The sequence below is a fragment of the Kitasatospora sp. NBC_00315 genome (assembly GCF_041435095.1).
In the GTDB taxonomy this organism is placed as follows: Bacteria; Actinomycetota; Actinomycetes; order Streptomycetales; family Streptomycetaceae; genus Kitasatospora.
The window spans coordinates 976,447-991,647 of record NZ_CP108025.1 but is presented as its reverse complement, the minus strand read 5'-3'; the positions used below and the strand labels follow the sequence as shown (position 1 = coordinate 991,647).

Below are 15,201 nucleotides of genomic sequence, written 5' to 3'. Positions count from 1 at the left end.
CCACCCCCGGAGCCGGTCAGGAGTCCGACCGGCCCGGCCGCCGGTCGGCGACGGTCAGGAACACCACGAGGGCGAGGATCACCACCGCCAGCACCAGGCTGACCGGACCGGTGCCCAGATCCAGGCCGCCACGCTGACGGCTGACACCCACCCAGTCGGCGAACGACGCACCGAGCGGCCTGGTCAGCACGTACGCCCACCAGAACGCCGCCACCGGCCCCAGCACGCGCCACCGGTGTGCCAGCGCCGGCACCGCGATGAGGAGCGCGAACCCGAAGCCGGAGGTGAGGTAGCCGAGGCTCAGTCCCGCCGCGGTGAGATCGCCCACCGCGGTGCCCAGTGCGAAGGTGATCATCACGGTGGACCAGTAGAAGCACTCCCGGCGCAGCCCGGTGACGCTGTGGATGGACAGCGTCCCCTCCACCGCGTACCAGAGTGCGAACACCGCCGCGAGGGCCACCGCGAAGGCGGCCGTCGACACCGCGTACGGGACGCCCAGGGCGACGTGGACGACGTCCGCCGCCATCGTGCCGAAGACGCTCACCATCACCACGGCCGCCCAGTAGGCGCCGGCGTGGTAGCGCCGGACGCGGAGCTGGAGCAGCAGCGTGCCCGCGAGCACGAGTCCGGCGAGCGCGACCGCGGGGATCGGGCCCATCCGGCGGGCCAGGTAGTCCGAGGTCGTCTCGCCCATTCCGGTGGTCAGCACCTTCGTGAGCCAGAAGAGCGCGGTCACTTCCGGGACCTTGCTCCAGGCCGTCCGTGCGCCCTTGGCGGTCGCGCGCGACCCCAGCGTCGTGGTGCCCGACATGGCGGCACCCCTTTCTGCCGTGTGGCTGTCTGCTCTGCTGTCGATCCGTGTCGAGCCCGGTCGATCCGGGCCGATCAGCGGGACGGACGGCCGTCGAGCACCGTGTTGCCGGTTATCTGGCCGCTCGTCCCGTCGACCGTGACACCGTGCCGCACGCCGTCCTGGCCGATCACCACGGCGAGCCAGGCGGTGCCACCGCCCTGCTGCGCGACGCCCCGCAGGGACTCCGCCCGACCGTCCGGCACGGCCGCGACGGCCTTGGCCAGCGCCTGGTCGGCCGGGAGCGAGGGGAGCGGAGCCGGTGCGAGACCCGCGGCGGATCCGTCGGCCCGCTGCTGCGTCGGGCCGGCCGCCGGCGCACGCCGCGTGCCGTCCTCCTGGCCGCCGCGGTTGCGCCCGCCCGGGTGCCCGCCCCGGCCCTGCTGCGCGGCGCCCCGGCCCGCCCCGTCCTTCTCGCCGGCCCCGTCCTTCTCGCCCGCGCCGCGCGCGAACGCCCGGGTGTCGCCGTGCTCCTCGTGCTCGTGCGCGGCGGCCACGCCCAGCGCGGATCCGCCGATCACGACCACGGCGGCTCCGGCCACGGCCCACCGGGCCCGGCGGCCGCGAACCCACCGGCCGGCGAAAGCCCGTCGGGACGCGCCGACCGCCTTGGCCGTCCGTCCGTCGGAGTAGGCGGCAGCGTCGGTCTCGGCACCGGCTTCGGATCCGGTGGCAGAACCGGTCTCGGACTCGGACATCGGGCAGCTCCTCTCGCGGCCGGACCGCGCCGGCCGTCAGGCTCCGAGGATCGCGCACCGTTCCTGAAGCCCTGCTGAAGCCGTGGGCAGCCGCCGCGGACCACCGCTGCGCCGCTCCCGTCTCGTCCGGTCCCCGCCGGTGGCGCGCCCGCTGCACCGCTGCCCGGCGGTGGCGCACCCGCTCGCCACCACCTCCCCGTACCCCGGTCGAAGACCGGCCCGCCGGCCTGACACCCTGGTGGTCATGCGGGTACTGGTGATCGAGGACGAGCGGCGGCTGGCCGCCGCCCTGCAACGCGGGCTGGAGACCGAGGGCTTCAGCGTCGACGTCGCACACGACGGCCTGGAGGGCCTGCGGCTGGCGGACCAGCGCCCGTACGACCTCATCGTGCTCGACATCATGCTCCCGGGCCTCGACGGCTACCGGGTCTGCGCCAGACTGCGCGCCGCCGGACACCCGGCCGGGATCCTCATGCTCACCGCCAAGGACGGCGAGTGGGACGAGGCGGAGGCGCTCGACACCGGCGCCGACGACTTCCTCTCCAAGCCGTTCTCCTACGTCGTCCTGGTCGCCAGGCTCCGCGCCCTGGCCCGCCGGGTCGGCAGCCGGCGCCCCCGGGTGCTCGCGCTCGGCGACCTGGTGATCGACTCGGACGCCCGGACCTGCACCCGGGCAGGCACCCCGACCCGGCTCACCGCACGCGAGTTCGCCGTCCTTGAGCACCTGGCGCTCCGGGCCGGCGCCGTGGTCTCCAAGCGCGAGATCCTGGACCAGGTCTGGGACCTCGACCACGACGGCGACCCGAACGTCGTGGAGGTCCACGTCAGCGCGCTGCGCCGGAAGATCGACACCCCGTTCGGACGGGCCGCCGTGCAGACCATGCGCGGAGTGGGCTACCGACTGGCGGCCGACGGTGGCTGACCGGGACGGGGCGGCCCGCCGGTCCGCCCGCCGCCTGCGCCGACCCACGGTGTCCAGCGCCCGACCGGCGTCCCCCGGGCCGCTGCGCCGGCTGGCACCGGTCTCCGTCCGCGCCCGGGCCACCACGGCCGCCTGCGCGGTGGTCGCGGCGGCCCTGGCGCCGGCCTCGTTCGCGCTGGTGGCCCTGCTGCACGTCAACCTGCTGCGCACGGCCGAGGACGGCATCCGCCAGCAGGCCGAGGCGGTGGCCCAGCTCGCCGTCCAGCAGCGCCTCACCCCGCTCGTGCCGACGGCCCACGGCACCGACTTCATCCAGGTCGTCGACGCCCGGGGCAACGTGCTGGCGGCGAGCCAGAACCTGGCCGGCCATCCCGCGATCACCGACCCGCGTCCCGCCGGTCCCGGCACCGCCCACACCAGCTGGGACCTCGACCCGCTGGGCGATGCGCACCGCCAGCGGGTCGCCACCGTCATCGTCGGGACGCCGACCGGAGTGGTGGCCGTCCGGGCCGGCACCTCCCTGCGGGCCGCGGACGCGGCGGAGGACACCACCACGGCGGGCCTCGCCGTCGCCTGCCCGCTGCTGCTGCTCGTCGTCGGCCTGGTCACCTGGCGCGTCACCGGACGCGCCCTGCGCCCGGTGGAGGCGATCCGCGCCGAGGTCGCCGAGATCGGGGAGCGCGCCCTGCACCGCCGGGTGCCGCTGCCCCGTACCGACGACGAGATCGCCCGGCTGGCGGCCACCATGAACGCCATGCTCGACCGTCTGGACGACGCCGGGCAGCGCCAGCGCCAGTTCATCGCCGACGCCTCCCACGAGCTGCGCAGCCCGCTCACCGTGTTGCGTACCCAGCTGGAGGTGGCGATCGCCCACCCCGACCCGGCGGTCCGCGCCGAACTCCTGGCCGGTGCGCTGGAGGACACCGAGCGGTTGCAGAACCTCGCCACCGACCTGCTCCTGCTGGCCCGGCTGGACGCGGCCGCGCCGCTCGCCCCGCAGCCCGGACACCCCGGCCGACCCGTCGACCTGACCGGGTTGGTCACCGCCGCCGCACGCAACCGCCCGGCCGACCGCCGCCCGGTCGTCCTCGACCTGGCGGACGGCGTGCGGGTGCGGGGCAACGCCCTCTGGCTCACCCGACTGCTGACCAATCTGCTGGACAACGCGCAGCGCCACACCGAGCGGACCGTACGCGTCGTGCTGCGCACCGGCCCCGGCAGCGGCGACTGCACGGACACCGGCACCGGCGGCGACCCGGAGGCCGGGGCCGGGAGCGGCGCCGCCGGAGGCACCGTCGTCCTGGAGGTGCACGACGACGGTCCCGGCATCGCGGCCGCCGACCGGGACCGGGTGTTCGAGCGCTTCACGCGCCTGGACGACGCCCGTAGCCGGGACCACGGCGGCGCCGGCCTGGGTCTGCCGATCGCCCGTGACATCGCCCACCACCACGGCGGCACCCTCGTCGTGGCCGAATCCGCGCACGGTGCCAGACTCCGTCTCACCCTCCCTCGTCTCCCGGCCGGCACCGGTCGGTCCGTCGGCGACCCCGGTGGTGAGTGACCCGGTCGCCCTGGTGCAGAGTGGCCCCGGTGGTGGGTGAGCGCGCTGTCCGGCCGCCGGGGGAGCCCCCGGCGGCCTCCCGGGGACCGTCGCGCGGCGCCCCGGGCGGCGCCGGCGGCACCGTCCGACCCACCGCACCCTCCGTTCACACGCGTCCCCTACCATCTACACGCCTGTAGACGTGCGCGGGGCCGAACCGGTCCCGCCGTGCGCTCGGGCACGTACGTCCGACCGCCCAGACCACCACAAGGACAAGCCAGATGAGCGCAATCGGTGTCGGCCAGGCCGTCATCCTCGGCATCGTCGAAGGAGTGACGGAGTTCCTCCCCGTCTCCTCGACCGGGCACCTGAAGATCACCGAAGGACTGATGGGCATACCCGTCGACGACGCCTCCGTCGTCGGCTTCACCGCCGTCATCCAGGTCGGCGCGATCGCTGCTGTTCTCGTCTACTTCTTCAAGGACATCGTCCGTTTCGCGACCGCGTGGGGCCGCGGCCTGGCCCACCGGGAGGAGCGCGCGAGCCACGACTACAAGTTCGCCTGGTGGGTGATCTTCGCGACGATCCCGATCGTGGTCGTCGGTCTCGCCGCCAAGCCGCTCATCGAGGGGACGCTCGCCTCGCTGTGGGTGGTGGCCGGCTCGCTGATCGTCGGCAGCATGGTGATGTGGGCGGCCGACCAGATGGGCCGGCACCGGCGCGGCGAGGCCGAGATCACCTTCAAGGACTCGATGATCGTCGGTTCCTCGCAGATCCTGGCGCTGCTCTTCCCCGGCTTCTCCCGCTCGGGCGCGACCATGTCCACCGCCCTCATCCGGGACCTGGACCGGGTCGCCGCGACCCGGCTGTCGTTCTTCCTGTCCATCCCGGCGCTGACCGGAGCGGGCATCTACGAGCTCAAGGACGCGCTCGGCGGCGGTGTCGGCTTCGTGCCGCTGGCCGTGGGCACCGTCGTCTCGTTCGTGGTCGCCTACGCCTCGATCGCCTGGCTGCTGAAGTACGTCGCCAAGCACTCGTTCAACGCCTTCGTGGTGTACCGCATCGTGATCGGCCTGGTGCTCTTCGGCCTGCTCGGCGCCGGGGTCCTGGACGCCTGACGCCCGGTCGGGACGCCCGCCCCGCGCCCGCCCTCCCGCCGCCTCCGAGCGCGCGGGGAGGGCGGGCGCTCGGCGTTCCCGGCTCGCCCCGGCGCCTCGCGCCGGTGTGCCGGGCGCGCGTCCGCGCGGGTGATCGTGCCAGGGCCCCGTTCCCCGGGGAGGCTCCCCGGGGAACGGGCCGCGGCTCCCGTGCCGGCCACGCCCCCGTCCGGCGGCCGGGCGGTGACAACGCCGAACACCCGGCCGTGGTGCCCGTGGGGCCCACGACCGGGTGTTCGGCGTGCCGGTGCTTCGACGTACCAGGTGACTACTTGGTGAAGTCGGGGAGGAGCTTGGCGTAGTCGGTGGCGATGGTGGTGAGGCCGTCCTGGGTGCTGGTGCCCTGGACGATCTTGCCGAGGTTGGTGCCGAGGGAGGCGAAGAGGGAGCTGTACTCGGGGAGTTCGGGGCGGGGCTTGGCGGTGGCGAGGACGGCCTGGAAGCCGGCGATGCCGGGGTTGGCCTTGACGTCGGGGGTGAAGGCGTCGGCGCGGGTGGGGAGGGTGGAGTTCTTCTGGGCGATGAAGGACTCGCTGTCGGCGGAGGTCATGTAGGCGGCGAACTTCTCGGCGGCGGCCTTGTGGGCGGTGTCGGAGCCGGCGTAGACGGAGACGTTGTGGCCGCCGGTGGGGGCGCCGGCCTTGCCGGCGGTGCCGGCGGGGACGGGGGCGATGCCGAGGTTGTTCTTGTCGGTGAAGGCGGTGCCCTTGTAGATGTTGGTGACCTCCCAGGGGCCCTGGATGATGGCGGCGACCTTGCCGCTGTTGAAGGCGTCCATCATGTGGGCGTAGCCGTCGGAGGTGAGGTCGGCCTTGACGGTTCCGGGGGCGGTGAAGAGGGTCTTGTAGGTTTCGACGGCCTTGGCGGCTTCGGGGGTGGTGATGGTGATCTTCTTGCCGGTGGCGTCGACGGTGTCGGTGCCTTCGCCGAAGAGGAGGGGCATGGCGTAGTAGCCGTCGCCGGCGCGCATCCAGAAGCCGTCGACGCCGGCCTTGTCCTTGAGGGTGGCGGCGTCGGTCTTGAGTTCGTCCCAGGTGGTGGGGGCGGTGGTGATGCCGGCCTTGGTGAAGAGGTCCTTGTTGTAGAGCAGGCCGAGGGTGTCGGTGACCAGGGGGATGCCGTAGAGCTTGCCCTGGTACTTGGCCTGCTGGACGAGGCTGGGCTGGAAGGCGGCGGCGTCGGTGGCGGCGGGGGTGCCGTCGAGGGGCTCGAGGTAGCCGGCCTTGGCGAAGGCGGCGGTCCAGCCGACCTCGGAGCGGAAGACGTCGGGGGCGCCGGAGGCGCCCATCGCGGTCTGCAGCTTGTTCTGGGCCTGGTCGAACGGGACGCTGACGAAGTTGACCTTGATGTTCGGGTTGGCGGCCTCGAACTTCTTGGCGAGCTCCTGGTAGTTCGGCGCCTCGTTGGTGGCGTTCGAGGTGTCCCAGTAGGTGATGGTGACCGGGCCGGAGGCCTTGCTGTCCGAACCGGAGCCACTGCTGCCACAGGCTGCCATCGAGACCGCGAGGGCCGCAACGAGGGCAGAGGCCGCGATGCCACGCCGCATGAGAACTCCTAGAAGAAGGTGGGGAAGAGCCCCGGAGATGGTGGAGGACGCCGAACGGCGGCCGGGAGCCGATCGTGCGGTTGCCGCGGCCGACTCGGGGAGGAACGTAACAGTGGCGTGAGCGCGATTGAAAGAACTTGCAGAACGTTTCCGCAAGATGAGGAGGATCGTTACATCCGTGTAGCCGTTACGTTGCCGCCCGGAATCCGGGCCCGCGCCGCCCGCTTGCTCTCGGCCGTTTCGACGGCGTTTGGCATGGTCATGGGCTTGCCGGTGGCTCCGGGCGGCATCGGCCGCCATCGCGCCCCGACGCCGTCAACCTGCCCGGCGGCCAACCCGGCTGGCGGTGCGCCAGGTCTCCGCAGGTGGGCGCCGGTCGGCAGCTGTCATGGACGGGCGGGCGCCACGGAGGGGCGGGTGTCCCGGACCGGGGGTGCCACGCGACCGCGAGAAGCCGGGGCGACCGCCCGCGACCGGCGGGGCGTACCGCCCGGCGGGGCGTACCGCCCGGCCGGGCTTCGGGGCCCGTCGCCGGCGCTCGGCCGGGCGGGACGAGCGGTGGGCGGCGAAGCAAGGGGTTGCGAGTCGAAGCCGGCGCCGTCGGCGGCCGGGCGCGTCGACCGGCGCGGCTGGGCGGGGAACGCCGAGGGCCCGGAGCACTGGTGTGCTCCGGGCCCTCGGCGGCGACTCACTCGGGAACGATGTTCTCGGCCTGGGGGCCCTTCTGTCCCTGCGTGACGTCGAACTGGACTCGCTGGCCCTCCTGGAGCTCACGGAACCCCTGGCTGGCGATGTTCGAGTAGTGGGCGAACACGTCCGGACCGCCACCGTCCTGCTCGATGAAGCCGAAGCCCTTCTCGGCGTTGAACCACTTCACGGTGCCCAGAGCCATGCTGTTCTCCTTGGGGGACGGGCGTCGCGCGGAGCCCGGGGGATGATCGCCTGGTCCAAAGGATGCCGCACAGCAAAAACGCCCACGGCGCCATGACCGCGGGCGAGCACTTCGGAACCACGACTGCGTGATCAAAACGTTACACGAGTCACGGGTGTGCCCGCGCGCTCGCCGGAATGCGGCGTGGCGGTCCGCGGCGCCGGCGGTTCATCGAATGGCGCACGAGCCGCGCCGACGGGCCGTCCGCCGGTGCGGCGACGTGGTGCGGTTCCAGGGTGCTCTCGGGGTGCGGATTCGTTGACGGGTACGGTCGGTCGGACCTAGGATCTGGACTTATGCGTGAACAGTATTCACATATGCGGACAAGCGGTTCGGTGGGTGAGCCGCCCACCCTGGCCATCGCCGAGGTCCGGCTGACCCCCGTCCTGATCGCCGACCCACCGCTGCTCAACACCCAGGGTGTCCACCAGCCGTACACGCCACGGCTGATCATCGAGGTCATCACCGCCGACGGCACGTCCGGGATCGGCGAGACGTACGGCGACACCCGCTACCTGCAACTCGCCGCGCCGCTGGCCGCCGCGCTCCCCGGCCACTCGGTCAGCGATGTGAACGGCCTGTTCACCCTGGCCGAGCAGGTGTGCACCGATCCCTCCGAAGTCTCCGACTCGGTCGACGTCGGCGGACTGCGCGGCGTCCAGACCGCCGACAAGCTGCGGCTGTCGGTCATCTCCGGCTTCGAGGTGGCGTGCCTGGACGCCCTCGGCAAGACCCTCGGACTGCCGGTGCACGGGCTGCTCGGCGGCAAGGTCCGCGACACCGTCGACTACAGCGCCTACCTCTTCTACCGGCTCGCCGAGCACCCGCGGGGCCGGGGCGAGTCCGACGACTGGGGAGCCGCCCTCGACCCCGCGGGCGTGGTCGCGCAGGCCCGCCGGTTCGCCGACACGTACGGGTTCGGGTCCTTCAAGCTCAAGGGCGGCGTCTTCCCGCCGGACGAGGAGATCGCGGCGGTGCGCGCCCTCGCCGAGGCGTTCCCCGGGCGGCCGTTGCGGCTCGACCCCAACGGTGCCTGGTCGGTGGAGACCTCGCTGTACGTCGCCCGTGAACTCGCGGGCGTCCTGCAGTACCTGGAGGACCCGACCAGCACCACCGCGCGGATGGCCCAGGTCGCGGCCGGCACCGACATGCCGCTGGCCACCAACATGTGCGTCACGACGTTCCCGGAGATCGAGGAGGCCTTCGCAGGCAAGGCCGTCCAGGTCGTGCTCTCCGACCACCACTACTGGGGCGGACTGCGCAACACCCGTGAGCTCGCCGCGATCTGCCGCACCTTCGGCGTCGGCCTGTCCATGCACTCCAACACCCACCTGGGCATCAGTCTGGCCGCGATGACGCACGTCGCCGCCACGGTGCCCAACCTGGACTACGCCTGCGACTCGCACTACCCCTGGCAGAGCGACGAAGTCATCACCGAGCGGCACGTCTTCACCGACGGCCGGCTCACCGTCTGCGACCGCCCGGGCCTGGGCGTGGAGCTGGACCGCGCCGCGCTGGCCGACCTGCACCGGCGCTGGCTGGACGACGACGGGACCATGCGCGACCGCGACGACGCCGCCGCGATGCGCGAGGCCGACCCGCACTGGACCACGCCCCCCGTCCCACGCTGGTAGCGCGCGGGCCCCGGCCCCGGCACCGTCCCTGCCTGCTCCTGCTCCTGCTCCGGGGCGCGGGACGGCTCCGACATCGAGCTCACGTGCGCCCGCCGCCCGCCGCCGCTGCTCGTCACCGACCGCCCGCCGTCCGGATCGGAGCACATCGGAGCACATCGGAGCATCAGCGCATCAGTGCATCAGCGCGTCGGCGACCACGGCCGACGCCCCGGGCGAGAGCCGTTCCAGCTGGAACACGATCCGGTGCCACTCGCCGAGCGCCATGGCCCGTGCCGCGAACCGGCGGGCGGCGGACGGCTCCGACAGCTCCGCGAGCCCGGCCAGGGCGCGGGCGCGGGTCGCGCGGTAGGGGATCGCGCGGGTGATCGCCTCGGCCCGCGCCGGCTCCCCCTGCCGGGCCGGCTCCCGGGCCACGGCGCCGAGTGCCTCGCCCCGTCCCCACCGGTCGGCGATCGTGTGGGCGAGCGCCTCGGCCCGCGCGGGCTCCCCGTGCCGGGCCAGTTCCCGGGCCACGGCGATCAGTGCCCTCGTCCGGGCCCACCGGTCGGCGATCGCGTGGGCGAGCTCCCCGGCCCGGGCGGTGTCGCCGCCGCGGGCCAGTTCCTCGACGATCTGCGCCTGGCGCCCCGCGCGCAGATCGGGGGCGTGCATCGCGTCGGCGAAGGCCGTGGCCCGCTCGACCTGCCCGTGCCGGGCCAGCAGGAGTGCCGCCGCCGTCCCCACGATGACGGCGTCGGGGGAGGAGACGCCGTAGGCGCCGAGCAGCTTCTCCATCCGCTCCGCCAGGGCGAGGACCACGTCCGGGTCGGCGGTCGGGGCGACCGCCTCCAGCAGCTCGGCCACGGCCGAGGAGTCGAGGGGCGACAGGTGCGGGCGCCGCAGAAGGGCGTCGAGGCGGTCCAGGTCTCCGGCGAGGATCTCGGGGACCAGGACCACCGTCAGGGGCCGCGGGGTGTCCAGGTCGAACCCCTGGCCGCCGGGTCCGTGGCAGCGGGCGAAGTTTTCCAGGCGGTCGGTCAGCTCAGCCGCCCGCCCGCGGGCGCCGGTGACGGTGGCCACCTCCAGGAGGAGGACGAGCACCCGTGAGGTGTGCGACCCGCCGTGGGCGTCGCGCAGCAGCTCCTCGGCGCGATCGGCGAAGGCGAGCGCCTCGCGGGTGCGCCCGAGGTCCGCCGCGGCTCTCGCCAACAGGGCCCAGGTGATGTCCCAGTTGTGGGGGTAGCGGATGCTCTTCGCCAGGGCGACGGCGCGGCCGAGCTCGCCGGAGCGGGCCCACGCCGATACGAGGGCGACCAGCGCGCGATCCCGGCACTGCCGCAGCGGAATCGATTCGGCCAGTGCCCGGGCCCCGTGCAGGTCTCCCGCGTCGGCCGCGGCCTTCACCAACGCCACGAGCGCGTCGCCCCGGCGGAGTTCGTCACTGATCGAGAAGGCCAACTCGGCCGCGCGGGGAAGGCGGCCCGTGCGGGCGAGCGCCGCCAGGAGCCACGGCTGGACGGCCTGGGCGTCGGTCTCGGCGTTGCGCGGCGCCAGCACGCGCAGGAGGGTCACCAGGCAGGGCTCGAAGCCGTTCGGCAGGATCGCCCCGGCAACGTCGTCCCGCGGGGCCGGGCCGCTCTCCCGGTCCCTCGCCCGCTGCGCCGGATCCCACCGGCCCCACCGGGCCATCTTGTTCTGCGAAACCACGGCACCCCCCGGTGAGCCCGAATCAGCGCGCCGCCTTCCCCCGCAGCGCGAAGCCTGCCGTACGCTACCGTGCCGGACCGTCAGGGCCTGGCCGGGCGCCGACGACGCGGTGCGGCCGCGTCAGGTCCGCCGGCTGCCGGGGCCGGTCGCTGCGGAGCGCGCCGGGGTGCCGGACACGCCGGCCGCGGCGCGGGCCGCCTCGGTCAGCCGCGTGCCCACTTCTGGTTGGCGCCGCCGTTGCAGGTCCACAGCACTGCGAGAGTGCCGTTGGCCGTGCCGTTGCCGGTGGCGTCCAGGCAGGTCCCGGATGCGACGTTGCGGCTGCCGCCGAGCAGCCGGGTCTCGTCCCACGCGGTGGGAAGCCGGTCGAGGATGCGCAGGGCCTCGGGCCGGGACCGGTAGCTCTCCGGGTTGTCCGCGAAGTGCTGCCATCCCGACTCGAAGGCCACTGCGGTGCCGAGTTCGTGGGCGTCGGTGGTGTCGCGGTTGGCCATGCTGAACACGACGGGTGTGAAGTCGGTGCTCGACACGGCGTTGCGGGTGAACGGCAGGTAGGTGTCGAAGGCGGCCCGGTTCTGCTGCTGCTCGGCGCCGAACACCGCCTCACCGGTCATCACCTGCGGCCAGGTGCGCTGCATGCCGCGGGGGGTGGCGGTGCCGTGGAAGTTGACCATCAGCTTCTGCTGCGCGCTCTGGGCGAGGACGGCGTCGTACCACTTCAGGGTCGGCTGGGTGTACTCGTAGCTGAAGTCGATCTTGAGGCCGGCCACGCCCCAGCTCTTGACCAGGGGGAGCCACTGGTCGCGCTGCTGGGCGGTCTGGAGGTCGGCCGAGTTGAACCAGAGGATCACCCGCACCCCGCGCTGCGCGGCGTAGGTCACCAGATCCGGCACCCAGCTCGACTGCCAGCCCTCGTCGACCAGGACGTAGTCCCAGCCGCTGTGCTGGGCGAAGTCGATGTACTCGCGCTGGCGGGCCGGATCACCGGGGCTGGAGTGTTCGGTCAGCCACGACCAGGCGACGGTGCCGGGCGCGATCCAGGACGTGTCGGCCACCCGGGACGCCGGTGCGAGGTCGTCGACGATGGTCGAAGTGGTGACGCTCGCCAGATCGCCGACGGCCGCGGTGCGCCAGGGCGTGGCCAGCGGCAGGCTCGCCGTGACCGGCGCGTTGGTGATCGAGGTCGTGTACGTGCCGGAGCCGGCGGAGTGGGTCAGCCGGCTGCCCGCGTACCGGCCGTCCAGGTCGGTCTCGGCCACCAGCGCGTAGGTCCCGCCGACCTGGAACAGCGCCGGTATGCCGTAGTTGTTCGACGGAGCTCCGCCGACCGTCGTCTGGAACCACGTCCCCTGGTCCTCGCGGTCCGGTGGGACCAGCCAGGCGGTGGCCGACGTCGGAACGGTCCACGAGGACGCCTCGCGGCGCACCGTCACCGAACCCGAGCCGGGCAGCACGTAGCGGTAGGCGGCGCCGCTGTCGGAGGCGCGCACCACGACGTCCAGCCCGGCCCCGCCGGTGCCGGTGAAGGACAACGTTGTCTCAGTGTACGTGGTTCGACGGCTCAGCTGCTTGCCGGTCGTCATCGTGTACGCCTCGGTGACCGTGCGGTCCTGGCGCCGGGTGAAGGTCAGGTTCTTCGTGAGGTCGGCCGCGTCGGTCTCGATGCCGATCGAGGAGGGCGACAGGATGGCACGGCCCTGGTTCGACACGCCGAAGGTCAGCGCGCCGTCGGTCAGCGTGAGCTGCGCGGATGTCGGCGAACCGGCCGAGGGCCCGGTGACCGTCCAGGTGGTGGCCGCCGCGGCGGAGGCGGCGTGGGCGGCGGGGGCGGCGGAGAAGAAGCTCGCCGCGAGGGTCGCTGCGAGCGCGCAGCGCGTGAGCAGCGCTCGGCGTAACTTCCCTTTCAGCATCAGAAGTTCCTTTCGGGGGAGGTGCTGCGGCTGCTGCCGGCGGGCGCGTCGGCAGGTACGGGACGGCGAAGCTGGGGCGGTGGGAGCCCGGACGGTGCGGTGCTCACGTGTCCGAGTGGTGGAACGTGAACTGCTCCGTCGCGGGAGGAGGTGCAGAACCCGACGGGGCCGGGCGGGACGGCTGCACCGGCCCGCGCCCGTGGGCATGCCGAGTCCACTGACGGGAAGGGCCGTTGAACGGGGCGGGACCACGTCCGTAGCCGCACGGGCCGCCGCCGAGGAACGTGTGGCTCATGTCGGCGGACATGCGAGAGCGCCGGGGCGCTGGGGGCGGACCGGCGAGGTGGGCGCGCGTCCGAACGGTGGAACGTGAGCTGCTCCGTCGTGGGGAGAAGCCTGGAGCGAAGCAGGGCCGGACGAAAGCAGCTACATCAGACCGTCGGCCGGTACGCATGTCAAGACCCTTGACGGTAAAGGCTGATGGGTGGGGCGGGGCGGCGTCGGTGCCAGCGCGGGCCGTCATCGCCCGATGGGTGGCGGCCCCGCCGGCCGGCCGTCGGCGCGGGCCCGGTCGCCGGGGCGCTGCCGAGGGGCGCCGGCGGAAAGGACGTCCGGAGGTCCATCGGCCGGGCGATCCGCAGGGGGCGCGCCACCGCGGCGGACGTGACTGCGGCCCTCGCCGGCCCCCGTCGACCGCAGGCCGATCCGATGTCGGAGTGTGAGTGGAGTGACAGGTGCCCGCCTGCCTGTCCGGGAGGTCGGAGACGGTGTCGGCCCCGGTCGGTGCCCGGCGGCCGGTTGACGGGTCAACAGGCCCCTCCCAGTTAGCTTTTCGGCTGAACAAATACCCGGGCGCCGGAACGCGAGGCGCAGATGGTCACGAGGCGATATCGGTCCTCTCATTCTCTTGACGTCGTTGCGCGGCAGAGGTGTCATGTGTTGCCTACCGTTCGAACCTGTTGGTTATTGGTGGGATGGGAAGCCGCAGCCTGCGGACAGCTCCGGAGAGCCCGGCCCTCCCGCTGCCGTCAGCCATGCGTTCCCGCGGCCGCCGCTTTCCCCGCACACCCCAGCGCCGATACCGGCGCGTGCTCAAGGAGCTGTCCATGTTCCGCACCACCCGCAGCACCGTCGCTGCTACCGGTTTGCTGCTCGTTCTCGGTCTGACCACTGCCTGTTCGACGGGGCAGGAGTCGGCGAAGTCGGATGCCGCCCCTTCGGCGCCGGTGAGCGGCAAGATCTCGATCACTTATCTGCAGAAGCAGGGTGACCAGGAGTACTTCGTCGGTGAGGCGGCGGGTGCGAAGGCGAAGGCCGCCGAGTTGGGGGTGGACCTGAAGGTCGTGAACCTCGGCAACGACGCGAACAAGACGGTCAGTGAGGTGCAGTCGGCGGTCGCGCAGAAGGCCAACGGCATCATCATCGTGGTGCCGGACCCGGCGGTGGGTCCGCAGGTCGTGCAGACCGCGAAGGACGGCAAGGTGGCGCTGTTGACCTCGGACGACCAGATCTGCACGACCGGCCCGGATCCGTCGAGCTGCGGTAAGGACGATCTTGTCGCCCGTATCGGCTTCTCGGGCCAGCAGATGGGTACCGAGGTGGGTAAGCGTGCGGCGGCCGAGTTCCAGAAGGCCGGTTGGAGTGCGGCGGACACCCGGACGCTCTCCGCGTGGAAGCAGGACGTGACGGTCTGCGGTGACCGGGTGAAGGCGGCCAAGGCCGCGTTCGACGCGGCTGTCCCCGGCGTGCAGAACATCGATGTGGCGACGGACAACACTCCTACCGGCGCGCAGGACAAGGTCGCCGCGACGATCACCGCGAACGCCGGGGTGAAGCACTGGGTGCTGTGGGGCTGCAACGACGAGAACGTGCAGGGTGGCGTCACGGCCCTGCAGAACGCGGGCATCGGCGCGGACAGCGTGATCGGTGTGGGCCTGGGCGCCTACCTGGCCTGCAAGGACTGGAGCGGTGACAAGCCCTCGGGCATGAAGGCGGCCCTGTTCATCAACGGCAAGGACGTCGGCGCCCTCGCGGTGCAGACCATGTACGACAAGCTCAAGAACAGCAAGGACTTCCCGAAGGAGGCGTTCGCGCCCACCACCATGGTCGACGCGAGCACCTGGAAGTCCGCCGGCGTCTCCTGCAGCTGACCGTCGGTCAGGACCGCGGCCCCCGCGGGGGCCCGACAGTCGCCGCCCCGACAGCCCGCCCCCCGGGCGGGGTCGGGGCGGCGACCCGCCGCTCGGCGGGGTCGGGGCGGTGCCCCGCCGCTGACTCACCGGCCCCTTCGGGCCGGGCTCCTCCCGTTCTCCCGCGCATCCAGAAGG

General features: G+C 73.0%; 11 protein-coding genes. 5 read left to right on the top strand and 6 right to left on the bottom strand.

Annotated features, from left to right (window positions below; translation table 11 throughout):
- Positions 1-16: 16 nt before the first annotated feature.
- Complete coding sequence (locus OG823_RS04155; RefSeq protein WP_371477593.1) at positions 17-811, bottom strand: hypothetical protein; 795 nt, start codon at positions 809-811, stop codon at positions 17-19.
- A gap of 74 nt (positions 812-885) precedes the next feature.
- Entirely contained in the window at positions 886-1,548 is a 663-nt protein-coding gene (locus OG823_RS04150) for a hypothetical protein (RefSeq protein ID WP_371477591.1), read from the bottom strand.
- Between the two features lie 244 nt (positions 1,549-1,792).
- Between OG823_RS04150 and OG823_RS04145 the strand changes: the two genes are divergently transcribed.
- The 3 genes from OG823_RS04145 to OG823_RS04135 all read left to right on the top strand — a co-directional run bounded on the left by OG823_RS04145 (position 1,793) and on the right by OG823_RS04135 (position 5,128).
- The gene (locus tag OG823_RS04145; RefSeq protein WP_371477589.1) at positions 1,793-2,470 is read left to right on the top strand and encodes a response regulator transcription factor; all 678 of its coding nucleotides are present in this window, start codon (positions 1,793-1,795) and stop codon (positions 2,468-2,470) included.
- Positions 2,463-4,031, top strand: a complete 1,569-nt coding sequence (locus tag OG823_RS04140) for a sensor histidine kinase (RefSeq protein WP_371477587.1) — start codon at positions 2,463-2,465, stop codon at positions 4,029-4,031. Before OG823_RS04145 ends, OG823_RS04140 begins: the two co-directional genes overlap by 8 nt.
- 260 nt (positions 4,032-4,291) lie before the next feature.
- The gene (locus OG823_RS04135; RefSeq protein ID WP_371477586.1) at positions 4,292-5,128 is read left to right on the top strand and encodes an undecaprenyl-diphosphate phosphatase; all 837 of its coding nucleotides are present in this window, start codon (positions 4,292-4,294) and stop codon (positions 5,126-5,128) included.
- A gap of 307 nt (positions 5,129-5,435) precedes the next feature.
- Here OG823_RS04135 and OG823_RS04130 read toward each other — a convergent pair whose 3' ends face one another.
- Positions 5,436-6,713: an extracellular solute-binding protein gene (locus tag OG823_RS04130; protein WP_371477584.1), complete on the bottom strand. Its 1,278-nt coding sequence runs from the start codon at positions 6,711-6,713 to the stop codon at positions 5,436-5,438.
- Between the two features lie 688 nt (positions 6,714-7,401).
- Complete coding sequence (locus OG823_RS04125) at positions 7,402-7,605, bottom strand: cold-shock protein (RefSeq protein ID WP_371477581.1); 204 nt, start codon at positions 7,603-7,605, stop codon at positions 7,402-7,404.
- Between the two features lie 356 nt (positions 7,606-7,961).
- Between OG823_RS04125 and OG823_RS04120 the strand changes: the two genes are divergently transcribed.
- The gene (locus OG823_RS04120) at positions 7,962-9,278 is read left to right on the top strand and encodes a glucarate dehydratase family protein (protein WP_371477579.1); all 1,317 of its coding nucleotides are present in this window, start codon (positions 7,962-7,964) and stop codon (positions 9,276-9,278) included.
- Positions 9,279-9,449: 171 nt separating this feature from the next.
- Here the strand turns inward: OG823_RS04120 and OG823_RS04115 are convergent, their stop codons facing one another.
- Positions 9,450-10,964, bottom strand: a complete 1,515-nt coding sequence (locus tag OG823_RS04115) for a hypothetical protein (protein ID WP_371477576.1) — start codon at positions 10,962-10,964, stop codon at positions 9,450-9,452.
- A gap of 203 nt (positions 10,965-11,167) precedes the next feature.
- On the bottom strand, positions 11,168-12,874 hold the full coding sequence (locus OG823_RS04110) for a glycoside hydrolase family 97 catalytic domain-containing protein (RefSeq protein ID WP_371477574.1): 1,707 nt from the start codon (positions 12,872-12,874) through the stop codon (positions 11,168-11,170).
- Positions 12,875-13,980: 1,106 nt separating this feature from the next.
- Between OG823_RS04110 and OG823_RS04105 the strand changes: the two genes are divergently transcribed.
- The gene (locus tag OG823_RS04105) at positions 13,981-15,024 is read left to right on the top strand and encodes a substrate-binding domain-containing protein (RefSeq protein WP_371477572.1); all 1,044 of its coding nucleotides are present in this window, start codon (positions 13,981-13,983) and stop codon (positions 15,022-15,024) included.
- Positions 15,025-15,201 lie beyond the last annotated feature (177 nt).